The sequence below is a fragment of the Nucisporomicrobium flavum genome (genome assembly GCF_016464385.1).
Lineage (GTDB): Bacteria > Actinomycetota > Actinomycetes > Mycobacteriales > Micromonosporaceae > Actinoplanes > Actinoplanes flavus_A.
In genome coordinates this window covers 290,219-305,974 of the sequence record NZ_JADMLH010000008.1, presented here as the reverse complement: position 1 = coordinate 305,974, position 15,756 = coordinate 290,219, and the positions used below count along the sequence as shown (strand labels likewise).

The window sequence follows — 15,756 nt, the reverse complement described above, 5'->3', positions numbered from 1 at the left end:
GATCGGGCACGCTTTACCCGTGACGACGCACGGTGACGCGGTCGGTCCGTCGGCCACGCCCGCCGTAGCCGACACCCCGCTGACAAAAACGCAGACCAACGCCGGTCCGGCCGCTGCCGGGACGAGCAGATCCACGGGTACGCCCCCAGCGTCCCCGACCGCACCACCACCCGGGCCGGATTCCATGGCAGAGACAGGCGAACCCGAGGAACGGGGCACTACCGCGCCCTCCGAGCCCCCGGAGGCGAAACCGGCGCCCGACCCGGCTCCGGCCGCTCCCGCCGCCCGGAAGAAGCGCCCCGCGAAAGCGCCCGCCAAGAAGCCGGCGGAGGCCGAGCCCACCGCCGAGGCCAAGCCCGACGCGAAGCCCGACGCCGCGGAGGCCGAGCCCGCCGAGGCCAAGCCCGACGCCGCAGAGCCTGAGCCCGACGCCGAGGTCAAGCCCGACGCGGAGGCCGAGCCCACCGCCGAAGTCAAGCCCGACGCGGAGGATGACCCGGGGCCGACCGCCGAGGCGAAGCCGGAACCGGCCGCGGACACCGACCCGGCCGCCGAGGTCAAGGCCGAGGACGACGGCGGGCACGGGACGCCCGAGTGGCCGCCGCCATCCGCGTCCACCAGCGGGAACACCGTCACCACGCAGGCCCGGCCGCAGACCCTGGACGATCTCGCCCCGCTGCCCACCAGCCCGGCCCCCACCTCCGCGGGTGCTGCCGCGCTGGAGGCCGTACCGCCGGTGGAGGCGCCGGCCGAGGTGGGGCGGCTCGCCACTGCTCTGTCCCGGCTGCGGGCGACGATCGGCGGGACCTCGTACCCGTTGGTGATGCCCTCGGCCGACGAGGCCAAGCGCGTCGGCGACGCGCTCGTCTCCCAGCTCGACGACTACCTTCTGCCGCGCCTGGCCCGGCTCGACGCGCCGCTGCTCGTGGTGGTCGGCGGTTCGACCGGCGCCGGCAAGTCCACGCTGGTCAACAGCCTGGTCCGCGCGCCCGTGAGCGCCGCCGGGGTGCTGCGCCCGACCACCCGGTCGCCGGTGCTGGTCAGCCACCCGTCGGACTCGTCGTGGTTCCGCAAGGGCGAGCTGCTGCCGGGGCTGACGCGGACGGCGGAGTCCAGCACCGACCCGCGGACCCTGCAGCTCGTCGCGGCGCCCGCGCTCGGGCCCGGCCTCGCGTTCCTCGACGCACCGGACATCGACTCGGTGGTCGACCGCAACCGGCAACTGGCGGCGCAACTGCTGGCCGCGGCGGATCTGTGGCTGTTCGTCACGACCGCGGCGCGCTATGCGGACGCCGTACCGTGGGAGCTTCTGAAGACGGCCCGGCTGCGCGGCACCGTGATCGCGCTGGTCCTGGACCGCGTGCCCGCGGACGCCGCCGGTGAGATCTCCGCGCACCTGGCCGAGATGCTCACCGCGAACGACATGGGCGCCGCGCCGCTGTTCGTGCTGCCGGAGACCACGCTGGACGGCCAGGGGCTGCTGCCCGAGGACGTGACACGGCAGCTGCACGACTGGTTCGCGCAGCTCGCCGCCGACGCGAGTGCGCGCGCCACCGTGGTGCGCCAGACGCTCGACGGCGCCCTGTCCGCGCTCGGGCCGGCCGTCGAAGGGCTGGCCGCGGCTGCGGACGAGCAGGCGGTCGCCGCGAAGGCGCTGGACGAGCGGGTGACGGCGGCGTACCGGACGGCCCGCCGCACCATGGAGAACGGGCTCCAGGACGGCCGGCTGCTGCGCGGCGAGGTGCTGGCCCGGTGGCAGGAGTTCGTCGGGACCGGCGAGTTCCTGCGCACCCTCGAGTCCCGGGTCGGGCACCTGCGGGACAAGGTCGTCGCGGCCATCACCGGACGGCCCGCGCCCGGCCGCAACCTGCAGGTGGCCCTGGAGTCGCAGCTCGTCACGTTGCTGCGGGGCGTCGCCGCCGACGCGGCCGAGCAGGCGTACGCGGCGTGGCAGGCGCATCCGGCCGGGGCCGGGCTGCTGGAGCCGTCCCTGCAGAAGCCCTCCCCCGACCTGCCCGACCGGGCCGAACGGCTGGTCCGCGACTGGCAGCAGTGGGTGCTGGACCTGGTCCGCCAGGAGGCCGGCGACAAGCGGATCGTGGCGCGCGGTGCCGCGTACGCGGTGAACGGCGTCGGCCTGGCCGTGATGATCGCGGTGTTCACGTCGACGGCGTTCATCCCGACCGGTGCCGAGGTGGCGGTCGGTGCGGGCACCACCGTGGCCGCCCAGAAGGTGCTCGAGGCGGTCTTCGGCGACCAGGCCATCCGTACGCTCGCCGCCCGCTCGCGCGAGGAGCTGCTGGCCCGGGTCAACGTGCTGCTCGACGAGGAAGCGGCCCGGTACACGGACCGTACCGCCGCGGTGGGCCTCGAACTGGAACCGGGCGCTACGCTGCGGCAGGCCGCCGCCGACGTGGAGCGCGCCAGGGAGGAACTCGCCTTGACCGGGACGCCGTCATGAGCCTCGTCGAGAAGGTGAAGCGTGCCCTGACCGGCGACGACCGGGTGGACGCCCAGCAGCTCGTCGAGCGGCTCGAGGCGCTGAAGCGCTTCCTGCGGGTCACCGACCCGTACCTGCCGGACAACGACCTGGTGGCCGCGCACACGCTGGTCGAGCGCGCGGGCAGCCGGCTCGCGCTCTCCCAGGACCACACGGTCGTCGCGCTCGCCGGCAGCACCGGCAGCGGCAAGTCCAGCCTGTTCAACGCCCTGGCCCGGCTCAAGCTCTCCCCCGTCGGCGTCCGCCGCCCCACCACTGGGGTCGCGCACGCCTGCGTGTGGGGACCGCTGGAGACGGCCAACCCACTGCTCGACTGGGTCGGCGTCCTGCCCCGGCAGCGGTTCGTCCGCGAGAGCGCCCTCGACGGCGACGACGAGGCGGCCCTGCGCGGGCTCGTCCTGCTCGACCTGCCCGACTTCGACTCCGTCGAGCGCGGGCACCGGCTCGAGGTGGACCGCCTGCTCGGCCTCGTCGACCAGGTCGTCTGGGTGGTCGACCCGCAGAAGTACGGCGACCGCATCCTGCACAACGCGTACCTGCGGCAGTTCCGCTCGCACACCGACGTGACGATCGTCGTGCTCAACCAGGCGGACCGGCTCTCGCCCACCGACACCGAGATCGTGCTGACCGACCTCAAGCGACTCCTCGACGAGGACGGGCTGAGCGGCGTGCCCGCCATGGCCACCTCGGCGAAGCAGCCGGGCATGCTCAACGAGCTGCGCGCGGCCCTGGAGAAGACGGTCGCCGAACGGCAGGCCTCGCTGCGCCGGCTCGCCGGGGACGTCGACGCGGTCGCCGAGCAGCTCGCCACGGCGATCGGGCCGCCGGCCGCCGAGGACGAGATCGACCGCGCGACCGTACGCCAGCTCAGCGAGGCCCTCGCCGCCTCCGCCGGGGTTCCCGCCGTGGCCGCCGCGACCGAGGGCGCGTACCGGCACCGGGCGATCGCGAGCACCGGCTGGCCGCTGATCCGCGGCGTCCGCAAGCTGCGCGCCGACCCGTTGAAGCGGCTCCACCTGAGCACGGACAAGAAAGAGAAGGAGACCGCCGAGCCGTCGAAGGAGCTCGTGCCGGTCTCGCGTACCTCCCTGCCGGAGGCCGACGCCGCGCAGAAGTCGGCGGTCGGCCTCTCCGTGCGGGCGGTGGCCGCCCGGGCCGCCGCGCCGATCCCCGACGTCTGGGCGCCGGCGCTCAACACGGCCGCCCGGTCCAAGCTCGGCGACCTGCCCGACGCGCTCGACCGGGCGGTGGCCAAGACCGATCTCGGGATGAGCCGCAAACCGTTCTGGTGGACCGCCGTCGGGCTGCTGCAGTGGCTGCTCACCATCGCCGCGGTCGTCGGCCTCGGCTGGCTCCTCGCCGGGTACGCGGTCCGGGCCCTCGGCCTGCCGGCGTTCGACAACCCGAAGGTCGGCGAGGTGCCGCTGCCCACGTTGCTGCTGCTCGGCGGCCTGATACTGGGCCTGCTGCTGGCCGTGGTGCTGCGCCCGATCGTCAACGCGGGGGCCCGCCGCGCGAAGCGCCGCGCCGAGCAACGGCTGCGGACGGCGGTCACCGAGGTCGGCCGCGAGTACGTCGTGGCGCCGGTGCGCGAGGTGCTCAACGGGTACGCCCAGGCTCGCGAAGCGCTGACAGTCGTCCGTTCGGAATAGGGTCTGCCCCCTGCCGTGCCGGTAGGCTCGGCGACATGGCCGCACCTCAGACTCCGTACGACGCGGTCCTGCACGCGGCGCGTGACGTCGCGAAGCTCGACTGTGCCCTCGACGCCGAGATGCTGGGCACCGCGCTGCTGGGCAGCGTCTACTCGGTCGCCACGGCCGATCGCGCGGCGGCGGTCCGCGAGTTCGTGGGCCAGTTCCTCAGCGCCACCGCACGCCGGCGCACGGCGTCCGCCACAACGATCCGCGAGGTGTTCGCGGCGCTCGTACCGGACGCCGAGGGCGCCGGGGAGGTCCGGGCCGGCGCCCAGGCCCCCGCCTGGACGGCGCAGCTGGGCCGGGTCCGCCCGACCGGCTGCTACGCGTACGGCGACGTGTACGGCGACCAGACGTCCTACGTGGTCACCTTCGCCTACGACGACACCGAGGAAGGCGGCCCGGAACACGCGGTCGTCGCCCTCGTCGACCACAACATCGGCATCACCAAGGACGTGTACGTCGGCGGCCCGGCGGACCGCATCCTCAGCCAGGTCCGCGAGATGTGTGCCGGCGACGAGCTGACGTGGTTCCGCGAGGAGGACCCGGCCCGGCTGCGCACCGAGGTGGACCGCCACCTCGAGATCACCGACGACCTCGGCGAGCTGCCCCAGGACGGCAACTTCGCCACCGACCGCGCCCTCGCCGTCGCCCGCCTCTCCCTGCTGCCCCGCTCGAGGGTCCCGGCACCGGCCGAGCCGCCGGAACTCACCGGGCCGGACCGCGAACAGCACGTCCGCGACTTCCTGTCGTCACCCGAGGCGGCCCGCTTCGGCCTCGACACCGTGTCGGCCGACGACGAGCTGGCGTCCCTGCACTTCTGCCTCAGCCTGCTGCTCGACCACGCGGCGAGCCTGCCGGACACCGACCCGCTGCGCTGGAGCCCGGCCGTCGCCGGCCTCTTCCTGCTCGACTGGGTGCACCGCCGCGCGGTCCTCGACATGGACGACGCGGCGATGCTCCCGCGCGTCACCCGGGCCTGGTCGGCGTACGCGATGCGCAAGAAGGGCCTGCCACCGGCCGCGGCCGAGCAGACCGACGAGATCGTCGAGGAGATGATCCCGGAGTTCGCCCGCCTGTACGCCACCGGCGAGAAGCGCAGCCCGGCGACGGCGGCGGTGGCGCAGCTGATCTCCGAGGGCGTGGACCCCAACGACCCGGACGCCATCGACGCCTGGATCGAGACCAACCGGCACCGCCTCTCCGACGACTCCTGAGCCCGCTACCGGCGCCTGTGGTGGTGGCCGCCGGTGCGGGAACTGCGGTCGGCGGCGGGCGTACGGTCGTCCGCCCGGTGACTGCCCCGGTACGGGCGGGTCGCGGCGTGGTCGGCGTCCGGCGCCCAGCGGTAGCGGTGGCTGTTGTGCGTACGGGCCGCCGTGGACGGGGAGCCGAGGTTGTGCGGGCGGTCGGTCACTGCTGATCTCCGGCTGGTGTGGGGACGGGCCGTCCGGTGAACGGCGATCTTCTTGAAGCGGGCCGGGAGGTGGTGGGCGGCCGGGGCGCGCCTGCGGTCGGCGCACCACGGCGGGCGGGCGGGCTCGTCGCCGTCATCGTCCTGACCGCCACCGTCGTGATCGCCACCGTCGTGATCGCCACCGTCGTGATCGCCGCCGTCGTGATCGCCCCCGTCGTGATCGCCACCGCCGTCATGGCCGCTGCTGTCGTCGCCGTCATGGCCGGGGTCCGGGGAGTCACCCGGATCCGGAGAACCGCCCGAATCGCCGTCGTCGCCCGGATCACCGTTATTCCCGGGGTCACCGTTGTCCCCGGGGTCACCGTTATCACCCGGGTCCGCCGAGTCGCCAGGGTCAACCGAGTCGCCCGGGTCGGAGTCGCCCGGGTCGGGGTCGCCCGGGTCCGGGCCGGGGTCGGCCGGTTGCCGGTCCGGCAGGGTCGGGCCGTGCGGTTTCAGCACGCCGGTCCAGCCGCCGCCCGCGGGGGCCGGGCGTACCGGGCCGGGCGGATTCGATCTCTCGGCTCGGCCGGGGGCCGGGGTGCTGCCCCTGGGGGCGGGACTTGTTGTCGCGGCGGTGCGCCGGGGACGCCGTGAATTGTCCGATGCGCTGTCCCCGTACTTTCGGACTTTGCGTTTCTGGGCCTGGCCCTGCACGGGCCCGGCGCCGGGCATCGGTGTCGTGCCGCTCGGCGGGGTCGGCACGCGGACCGGGCCCGACGAGGCCGGCGGGATGAACGGCACGTCGGTGACCTTGGTGTCGCCGCCGGCGAGCTCGTCGGAGCCGGCGGTGATCGCCGCGAGCGTCGGCAGCGACGCCAGGCCCACGAGCATCACGACGAGCAGGACGTAGCGGCGGGTCGGTCCGGTGAAGCCCTCCGCGCTGTAGACGCCGTTGAGGCGCTTGCGCAACACCTTGATCGGTGGCACGAGCCCGTCGTCGTTCGGCTGCTCCGGCACGGCCGGCACCCTCCCCAGAGTCAAAGATCCAGATGGATCCGTCGGCTGCTGGGGTGAACGACGGACGCGGCGTTCGGGAGCGGCGCGGATCGTCCGTTCAGACGGAAGTGACGGTACGAAAACCGCTTATTCGGACAAACACCTCTACCAATGGCTCGGCAAGATTTCGGATCTGTGATCGACCTGACCTGTGGCGACCCTCACGTTCTCTGCGAGGATGGGGCGGACGGCACCGCCGCCGTCGCCTCCGCCCACCAGCGGGGCGCGGTGGGGGTCGTCACTCCCCGGCGGGGTCTGCGACCTCGCCGACCAACCGCGCGGCAACCTCACCCGGGCCAGGCGCGGCGCACCAGCGGTCCGCCGCGCGGACGGGCAACACCCGCCGTGGGCGCAGAGATGAACAGGGAGACACGGATGGCGAACGACGAAAGCGAAGCCGGGGCGGACGCTCCGGCCGGCGGTTTCGTTCAACTGCTGACCCCGGACGGTGAGCGCGTCGACAGCGTCACCACGGCGGAGGGCGTCACGTACTCGGTCGACTTCACCGACGACGAGTACCGCGAGCTGTACAAGGACCTCGTCACGGTCCGCCGCCTCGATGCCGAGGCGACCGCCCTGCAGCGGCAGGGTGAGCTGGGCATCTGGGCCAGCCTGCTGGGTCAGGAGGCCGCGCAGGTCGGCTCCGGCCGCGCGCTGCGCCCGCAGGACATGGCGTTCCCCACCTACCGCGAGCACGGCGTGCTCTACACCCGGGGCATCGACCCGATCATGCCGTTCGGCCTGTTCCGCGGCGTCGACCAGGGCGGGTGGGACCCGAACGAGTTCAAGTTCAACACGTACACGATCGTCATCGGGTCGCAGACGCTGCACGCCACCGGCTACGCCATGGGCATCACCATGGACGGCAAGACCGGCAGCCCCGACGGCGAGGCCGTGATCGCGTACTTCGGCGACGGCGCGACCAGCCAGGGCGAGGTCAACGAGTCGTTCGTCTGGTCCGGCGTGTTCAACGCCCCGATCGTCTTCTTCTGCCAGAACAACCAGTACGCGATCTCCGAGCCGCTCGAGCGGCAGACGCGCATCCCGCTGTACCGCCGCGCCGCCGGCTACGGCTTCCCGGGCGTACGGATCGACGGCAACGACGTGCTCGCCACGTTCGCGGTGACCCGGGCGGCGCTGGACAACGCACGCAACGGCCAGGGCCCCACGCTCATCGAGGCGTACACGTACCGCATGGGCGCGCACACCAGCTCCGACGACCCGACCCGCTACCGGATCGCCAGCGAGGTCGAGTCCTGGAAGGCCAAGGACCCGATCAGCCGGCTCAAGGCCTTCCTGACCAAGCAGCAGGTGGCCGACGACACGTTCTTCGGCGAGGTCGACGAGAGCGCCCGCAAGCTGGCCCTCGACCTGCGCGAACGGGTGCTGGCCATGCCGGACCCGCAACCGGTCACGATGTTCGACAACGTCTACCCCCACGGCTCGCCCGAGGTCGACGCCCAGCGTCAGCAGTTCGCCGATTACCAGGCGTCGTTCGAGGGGAGCGGGCACTGATGGCCGAGAAGATCACCCTGGGCAAGGCGCTCAACCACGGCCTGCGCCGGTCCCTCGAGAGCGACTCCAAGGTCGTCATCATGGGCGAGGACGTCGGCAAGCTCGGCGGCGTCTTCCGGATCACCGACGGCCTGCAGAAGGACTTCGGCGAGGACCGGGTCATCGACACCCCGCTCGCCGAGGCCGGCATCGTCGGCACCGCGGTCGGCCTTGCCATCCGCGGCTACCGGCCGGTGTGCGAGATCCAGTTCGACGGGTTCGTGTTCCCGGCGTACAACCAGATCGTCGCCCAGGTCGCGAAGATGTACTTCCGCTCGCTGGGCAACGTACGGCTGCCGATCGTCATCCGGATCCCGTACGGCGGCGGCATCGGCGCGGTCGAGCACCACTCCGAGTCGCCCGAGGCGTACTTCGCGCACACCCCCGGCCTCAAGGTCGTGACGTGCTCGAACCCCGCGGACGCGTACGTGATGATCCAGCAGGCCATCGCCTCCGACGACCCGATCGTGTTCTTCGAGCCGAAGCGCCGCTACTGGGAGAAGGGCGACGTCGATCTCGACGTGGACCTGGCGGGCGCTTACCCGCTGCACGCCTCTCGCGTGGCGCGCGAGGGCAGCGACGCGACGGTGATCGCGTACGGCCCGATGGTCCGGGTCGCGCTCGACGCCGCCGCGGCCGCCGAGGAGGACGGCCGCAGCCTCGAGGTCATCGACCTGCGCACGCTGTCGCCGCTCGACCTCGGGCCGGTGTACGACTCGGTGCGCCGTACGGGCCGCGCCGTCGTCGTCCACGAGGCGCCGGGCAACCTCGGCATGGGCTCGGAGATCGCCGCGCGGATCACCGAGGAGTGCTTCTACTCGCTCGAGGCGCCGGTGCTGCGGGTGACGGGGTACGACACCCCGTACCCGGCGGCCCGCGTCGAGGAGGAGTACCTGCCGGACCTGGACCGGGTCCTGGACGCCGTCGACCGCTCGTTCGGCTGGTGACGCCGATGTCGCGGATCAAGGAGTTCACCCTGCCCGACCTCGGCGAGGGCCTCACCGAGGGCGAGATCCTCGCGTGGCTCGTCGAGGTGGGCGACACCATCGAGCTGAACCAGCCGATCGTCGAGGTGGAGACCGCGAAGGCCGCGGTCGAGATCCCGGCGAAGTGGGCCGGCGTCGTGACCCGCATCTTCCACGAGGCGGGCAGCACGGTGGAGGTCGGCGCACCGATCGTCGCGATCGACACCGACCCTTCGGCGGGCCCACTGCCGTCCTCTCCGCCGTCTTCCTCCCCGGAAGCTCCGCCCGGGTTCTCCGGTCCGGTGCCGTCGGCGGAATCGCTGGCCGCGGTCGAGGTCGCGCCGGCCGAGGGGGCGATCGAGCCCGGCCTGATCGGTGGTCCGGCCCCGGGCGGCCGCACGGCCGTGCTGGTCGGTTACGGCCCGCGGACCGTCACCGCCAAACGCCGACCCCGCATCGGTACGCCCACAGCGTCACCAACCGCAACACCGGCCACCCCGCCTGCGGCGGCTACCGCACCGGTTCCGGCGCCGGCCGCCGCTCCTCCGGTTGCTTCTCACCCGGCTGCTCCGGTTGTCGCCGCTCCTCCGGTTGCTTCGGTCCGGAGTGGCGTGGTCGTTCTCGCCAAGCCGCCGGTTCGCAAGCTGGCCAAGGATCTCGGGATCGACCTGTCCTCGCTGGCCGGGAGCGGCCCGCTGGGATCGGTGACGCGCGACGACGTGCAGCGTGCCGCCGCCGGCCTTGCTTCCGCTGCCACAGCCGCTCCGGCTGCTGCTCCGGCCACGTCGGTCAACGGCACTTCCGCGACGGCCGCTGCGGCGGCTCCCGCTCCCGCACCGGCGGTGTTCGACGCCTCACGCGAGCAGCGGATCCCGATCAAGGGCGTCCGGAAGCTGACCGCCGAGAACATGGTGGCCTCGGCATTCACCGCCCCGCACGTCACGGAGTTCCTGACCGTCGACGCGACGCGGGCGATGAAGACGCTGGAGCGGCTCAAGGCGCGCCCGGAGTTCCGGGACGTCCGCATCTCCCCGCTGCTGCTCGTCGCCAAGGCGGTCCTGCTCGGCATCAAGCGGCACCCGCTGATCAACTCCACCTGGTCCGGCGCGACGAACGAGATCGTCGTCAAGGAGTACGTGAACCTCGGCATCGCGGCGGCCACCGAGCGCGGCCTCATCGTGCCGAACGTCAAGGACGCCGGCCGGCTGTCGCTCCGGGACCTGGCCCAGGCGCTCAACAAGCTGGTGCAGGTGGCCAAGTCAGGCAAGACACCCCCGTCGGACATGTCGGGCGGGACGTTCTCCATCACGAACGTCGGGGTTTTCGGCGTCGACACCGGCACCCCGATCCTGCCCCCGGGCGAGTCGGCGATCCTGGCATTCGGGGCCATCCGCCCCACGCCCTGGGTCCACAAGGGAAAGATCAAGATTCGCCAGGTCACGACCCTCGGCCTCTCGTTCGACCACCGCATCGTGGACGGCGAACTAGGGTCGAAGTTCCTGCGCGACGTCGGGACCTTCCTCGAGGACCCGGAGGGCACTCTCCTCTCCTGGACGTGACTTTCGTCGGCCAGGGCTAAGGATTACCTACGATTCTTAGGCGGGTAAGCGAGATCACCCCCTGAAACGTTGGCTGCCTGTGTTTCGGTGCGGTTTAATGAATACAGCGCCGAAACACAGGCACGACGCCAAGAAGGCCCACAAGGCCGACAGGGGAGTGAGCACCACCATGAGCACCATCGAGCGCATCCGCCACCGCCGCCAGGTCAAGCGCGAGGCCCGCGCCATCGAGCGCGCCTGGAAGGCCGCGCCGACCCAGGCCATGCGCGACGAAATCGCCATCTTCGCCCAGCACCGAGTCCTCTGACCGGTCCGCTGCCGATCCGCGAGTGACCGGCCCGCCGGCGACCGCCCCGTCAGGCAGCCGCCGCTGACCGGTTCCGCCGGCGGCGGCACCGTCGCCGCGATCTCCGCGGCCAGCTGAGCAGATCGTTCCACCACCGCGTCTTCCGATCGCCTCCCGATCGACGCGGCAGACGAAGTCCAGGCCACCGCACCGGCCTGGACTTCGTCATATCTCCGGGATGCCGGCTCGCCACCCTCCGCGGCCCTCCGCGCTTCTGCCGCCGGCGGCTCCGCCTCCCGCCGGCCTGCTTCTGCCGCGGCCGGCCGCCTCTGCCGCCGGATGGCCTCCCGCCGCCAGCTGGCCTCCCGCCGCTGGCCGGCCTCCCGCCGCTGGCCCCTTGCTTCATCGGCCGGCCATTTTGTTGCGGCCCTTCTTCCATCAGCCGGTATCGGGTCTGGTTTGGTCTGCCGTATCGGATCGTGCGAGTCGGCTCCGCACCGAAACCCGCCGATCACAGCGTGCGATTTTGAATCCGGGCTTGGAGTGATTTGTCCGGCGTAACCATGATCACGTCAGGTGGTTTCTGCGCCGTTCCCGCGCTCAGCGGGGCGTACACCGGGATTCCGAGTGTCGTCGGCGACCGGTACGGTTGGGCACGGTCACCCGCCCCGGCTCGGCCGGTCGGGGAAGTGATCAGGGTCATGCCCAGCTCTGCTACGTCGGCCGCATCCGTGCATAAGCTGGCACGGCCGACAGTCATGGAGGAGGCGGATATGACGTCCGAGGGCCAGCAATCCGGCCGGCAGCCGGGGGCCACGTCGGGCGGCGGAGCCGAGCCGTTCGGCACCGACGGTTTTCCGCCGGACGCTTTCCCGCCGGACACGCACGGTTCCGCGCCGTCCGACCGCGCCCCGTCGTACCCGCACGCGCAGGACTCGTTCCCGAGCGCGTACGCCCCGCCGCCCCACTCGACCCCGAACGGCGGCTCGCCCTTCGTGGTCCCCGCCGTGCCGCCCACCGGACAGGTGTCCGCGCAACAGGGCCCCACCTTCGGCCCGGGCGCCGCGAAGTTCACCTCCACGGGTTCCGCCCGCGTGCCGGCCCCGGCCGCTCCCGAGGCTGAGGGCTCAGCCCGCCCGGCGGCCTTCCCGCAGGGCCCGACCGGCACCCCGGAGCCCGTACGCGCCTCCGCCACGCCCCCGGAGCCCCCCGCCTTCGCGCCTCCGGCCGCAGGCCAGGCACCGGCCTTCTCGCCGCCCGCGGGTCAGGCGTCCGCTGTGCCGCCGGCCGCAGCGCAGCCGCCCGCTTTCCCGCCGCCCAGCGGCGCAGCGCAGCCGCCCGCTTTCCCGCCGCCCAGCGGCGCAGCGCAGCCGCCCGCTTTCCCGCCGCCCAGCGGCGCAGCGCAGCCGCCCGCTTTCCAGCCCAGCGGAGCAGCGCAACCTCCTGCCTTCCCGCCGCCCAACGGTGCAGGCCAGGCTCCCGCGTTTCCGCCCGCCGCTTCGGGGTCCGCATTCCCGCCGCCGCAGGGCGCCGCAGGTCAAGCGCGCGCCGCGGTGCCGCCGCCCCGGGATGCCGGTCAGCAGGACGACGGCTTCCGCGGATCCGACGACAACGAGCAGCAGCCGGCCCGTCGGCAGGCCACCCTGGAGCCGGCCGCCCAGTCGTCGAACGCCACCCACCAGGACGAGTCGGCGCACTCCCTGTGGGCCCCGCCGGTGGCGGCCCGGTCCGCCGCCGACGAACGGAACCCCTTCGAGCCGCGGCAGGCGCCGGGCGCCGGTCAGCTCCCGCAGCGCTCCCCGGGCATCGCGGGCGGCCCGCTGTCCGGTCCGGTCGGCGAGTTCAACGGCTTCACCCCCGCCCGGTCCGCTCCCTCGCAGCCGGAAGGCCCGCGTCGCATCGGCGGCCCGTTCGACCGCGAGAGCGACCCATTCCAGCGCGACAGCGGCGCGGCCGACCGCGCAGGCGACCCGTTCCAGCGCGAGAACGGCTCGGCCGACCGCGCGAACGATCCGTTCCCACGCGAGAGCAGGCAGTTCGACCGCGAGAGCGAACCCGCTGACGCCCAGAGCTCGCCTGTCGGCCGCGGGCCCTTCGAACGGGACGGCGCCTCCTTCGATCAGGGCGGCCCCGGCCACAACGGTGGCGACCAAGCGTCCACCGGCCGCCCGCCGGGTGTCTCTGCCTTCGGTGACCAGCGCGTTCGCGTGCCCGGTGCCACGTTGACCGGCCTGCCGGACGGCCCGGCGTCCCCCGAGGACGGCGGCGCCCTTCCGGCGCGCGGCGGGTCGTCCGAGAGCGGCGGTTTTCCCGTACGCGGCAGAGCGCCCGAAGGAGCCAGCTTCCCGCTGCGTGGCGGTTCGCAGGCTGACGGTTCGCCGTTCGGCACCGATCGCCAGTTCGCGGGTGACGAGCGCTCGGAGGACCCGTTCGCCCGGCAGACCGACGACGCGTTCGCCCAGCAGCCGGGCGACCCGTTCGCTCGGCAGAGCGATGATCCGTTCGCCCGCCCCGCCGACGGTCCCTTCAGCCGTCCCGGAGCCGATGCGCCCCGCGACGCGGCGGAGCCGGCTTTCGGGCGTACGGAAGGATCCCGGGACGAGGGTGACCGGCCCGCCGGCTATCCGCAGCGCGTGCCTGGCGCGTCTTTCAACGCGCCTGACGCGGGTCGGCCTCCCGCACCCGACTCCGCGCCGCCCGGCCCGGCCGACGACCGGCCCAACCTGGCCGGCGGGTACCCACAGCGCATGCCAGGCGCTTCGTTCGGTGCCGCTGGTGCTCCCGTCGTCGCCGATCCGGTGATCGCCGAGCCCCGCAGCGCCGCATCGGTTCCGCAGCCCCGCGACCCGGCCGACGTCGCCGACCAGTCCGAGCCGTCCGGTCCCGCCAAGGGCTCGGCGCGCCCGGTCTCGGCCAGCGCCTCGGTGCCGGTGGCCAGCCGCGCCCCGGTCGAGGCGGACGAGATCCCGCCGCCGGCGCCGGCGCCGCAGTCCCGGGTGTACGGCCGCGCCGCCCCGGCGTCCGAGCCGGCTCAGGACGAGGACGGCTCGGAGCGCGCCTTCGGCACCCGGCCCGGCGAGAACCCCTCAGACGACGACAGCATGTTCGGACCACGCCCGACGTCGGGATCGGCCGGAACGTACGGCGCGGCACCCGCTGGGACCTACGGTGCGGCATCCGCCGGGACGTACGGTGCGGCATCCGCCGACGGGCCGTTCGGGGCCCGGCCGGCATCCGGATCGCCCGCTGACGGCTCCGCTCACCCGCCGTTCGAGGGTGGCCGGCCCGGCGGCTTCGAACCGGCTCCCCGCCCGACCAGCGGCGGTTTCGGTGGCCACGAGGGCGAGTCCGGCTCCGACGAGCAGTCCGGACCGGACCGGTTCGGCCCGCCGCCGAGCCGACCCGGCACCTACGGCACCCCGTCCTCCGGCGCGGCCTCCGTCAGCGGCGGCCCAGCCCCCATGAGCGACAGCCCGGCCTCCGTCGGCCGCGGCCCGGCACCCATGGGCGGCGGCCCGGCCTCCGTGAGCGGCGGCCCGGCACCCATGGGCGGTGGCCTGGCGGCCGGCGGTGGGCCGGCGCCCACGTCCGGTGGTCCCAAGGCTGCGGGACGGGCGACCGCGAGTGCCCGGGTCAGCCCGCCCGGCCAGCCCTTCACGCCCCCGGCACCCGGCTCGCCGGCGCCCGGGGCGTCGCAGGACGGACCGGACCCGGCGGCGTTCAGCGAGTTCACATCCGACCTCGCCGGGCGGGGACGGCCGGGCCAGCCCGGGCACCCCGGTCCGGTTCCCGGCAACCCGGCGAGCCGCACCACGCCGCCGGACTACAGCGAACACACCACGGACGTGTCCGGCCGCGGCCATGACCAGCCGGAACAGCCGTACGTGCCGGCGCCCGCCCTGCCGACCATGCACGCCCGGCCGCCGCTGGAGAACGGCTTCCCGCCGCCCTCGGCGCCACCGTTCGGCGAGCGGCCGCCCGCCGCCCCAGCGTTCGGCGAGCGTGAGCCCTTCGGCGACCGACCCGCCGGTGGGCAGCCGTTCGGCGAGCGGCCGCCATCGGCACCACCGTTCGGCGAGCGTGAGCCTTTCGGCGACCGACCGGCCGGCGGCCAGCCCTTCGGTGACCGGCCAGGCGGCCAGCTGTTCGGCGAGCGAGGCGAACGAGACCAGCGAGGCGAGCTGGGCCAGCGGCCGCCTGCCGACGCGACCGCGCAGTTCGGGGAGCTGCTGCCCGACGACCCCAACCAGCCGTTCGGGGCCCGGCCGCGGGACGGTGTCGTCAGCCGCGCCACGGTCACGCCGCCGCCCGATCCGGACCGGACCGCGAGCTGGCCCGGCACCGGCGGACACGACGATCAGGACCGGTTCAACTCGTTCCAGCCGGAGATCCAGCCGGCCTCGGACGCGGCCAAGCCCGAGACCCCGCACGTACGGATGCTGCCCGTGCTGCTCGGCGTCATCCTCGGTGCCGGCCTGCTGGTGGGGCTGACGTTCGGGATCACCTGGCTGATCGCCCGTGGTTCAGATTCCGGCGGCTTCGCGGTGAGCACCGGCGACTGCGTGAAGCGTGAGGGCACCGAGGCGGTGACCGCGAAGTGCGGTGATCCGGGAACGTTCGAGGTCACCTCCATCGTGGACACGAAGGAGCAGTGCTCGGACCCGGGGCAGCCGTACGTGCTGAACCCGACCGCGGACAACAAGACCAAGGTGCTGTGCCTGAAGCCGCGAGGCTGAACGCCGG

9 protein-coding genes are annotated in these 15,756 nt (G+C 73.6%); 8 read left to right on the top strand and 1 reads right to left on the bottom strand.

The window, feature by feature from the left end; genetic code table 11:
* The first annotated feature begins 184 nt into the window (after positions 1-184).
* Genes IT780_RS21260 through IT780_RS21250 form a run of 3 tightly spaced genes read left to right on the top strand, consistent with a single transcriptional unit; the run spans position 185 to position 5,411 of the window.
* A complete protein-coding gene (locus IT780_RS21260) occupies positions 185-2,461 on the top strand; it encodes a dynamin family protein (protein WP_307831295.1) in 2,277 nt (758 codons plus the stop codon).
* Entirely contained in the window at positions 2,458-4,152 is a 1,695-nt protein-coding gene (locus IT780_RS21255) for a GTPase (RefSeq protein ID WP_199513351.1), read from the top strand. The genes IT780_RS21260 and IT780_RS21255 overlap by 4 nt, the downstream gene beginning before the upstream one ends.
* Before the next feature lie 35 nt (positions 4,153-4,187).
* Positions 4,188-5,411, top strand: coding sequence for a hypothetical protein (locus tag IT780_RS21250; RefSeq protein ID WP_199513350.1), 1,224 nt, complete (start codon positions 4,188-4,190; stop codon positions 5,409-5,411).
* Positions 5,412-5,416: 5 nt separating this feature from the next.
* On the opposite strand, the gene IT780_RS21245 is transcribed toward IT780_RS21250, so the two are convergent.
* Positions 5,417-6,610 carry a hypothetical protein gene (locus tag IT780_RS21245; RefSeq protein ID WP_199513349.1) on the bottom strand — a complete coding sequence of 398 codons (1,194 nt, stop codon included), beginning with the start codon at positions 6,608-6,610 and terminating at the stop codon, positions 5,417-5,419.
* A 414-nt stretch (positions 6,611-7,024) separates the two neighbouring features.
* Between IT780_RS21245 and pdhA the strand changes: the two genes are divergently transcribed.
* From pdhA to IT780_RS21220, 5 genes are all read left to right on the top strand, one after another.
* Complete coding sequence (gene pdhA, locus IT780_RS21240; protein ID WP_199513348.1) at positions 7,025-8,164, top strand: pyruvate dehydrogenase (acetyl-transferring) E1 component subunit alpha; 1,140 nt, start codon at positions 7,025-7,027, stop codon at positions 8,162-8,164.
* The gene (locus tag IT780_RS21235) at positions 8,164-9,150 is read left to right on the top strand and encodes an alpha-ketoacid dehydrogenase subunit beta (RefSeq protein ID WP_372443749.1); all 987 of its coding nucleotides are present in this window, start codon (positions 8,164-8,166) and stop codon (positions 9,148-9,150) included. The genes pdhA and IT780_RS21235 overlap by 1 nt, the downstream gene beginning before the upstream one ends.
* A 5-nt stretch (positions 9,151-9,155) precedes the next feature.
* Positions 9,156-10,727, top strand: a complete 1,572-nt coding sequence (locus tag IT780_RS21230; RefSeq protein ID WP_199513347.1) for a dihydrolipoamide acetyltransferase family protein — start codon at positions 9,156-9,158, stop codon at positions 10,725-10,727.
* Between the two features lie 169 nt (positions 10,728-10,896).
* Positions 10,897-11,034 (top strand): hypothetical protein, encoded by a 138-nt coding sequence (locus tag IT780_RS21225; RefSeq protein WP_199513346.1) that lies wholly within the window; start codon positions 10,897-10,899, stop codon positions 11,032-11,034.
* A 752-nt stretch (positions 11,035-11,786) separates the two neighbouring features.
* Complete coding sequence (locus IT780_RS21220) at positions 11,787-15,749, top strand: LppU/SCO3897 family protein (RefSeq protein ID WP_199513345.1); 3,963 nt, start codon at positions 11,787-11,789, stop codon at positions 15,747-15,749.
* Positions 15,750-15,756 lie beyond the last annotated feature (7 nt).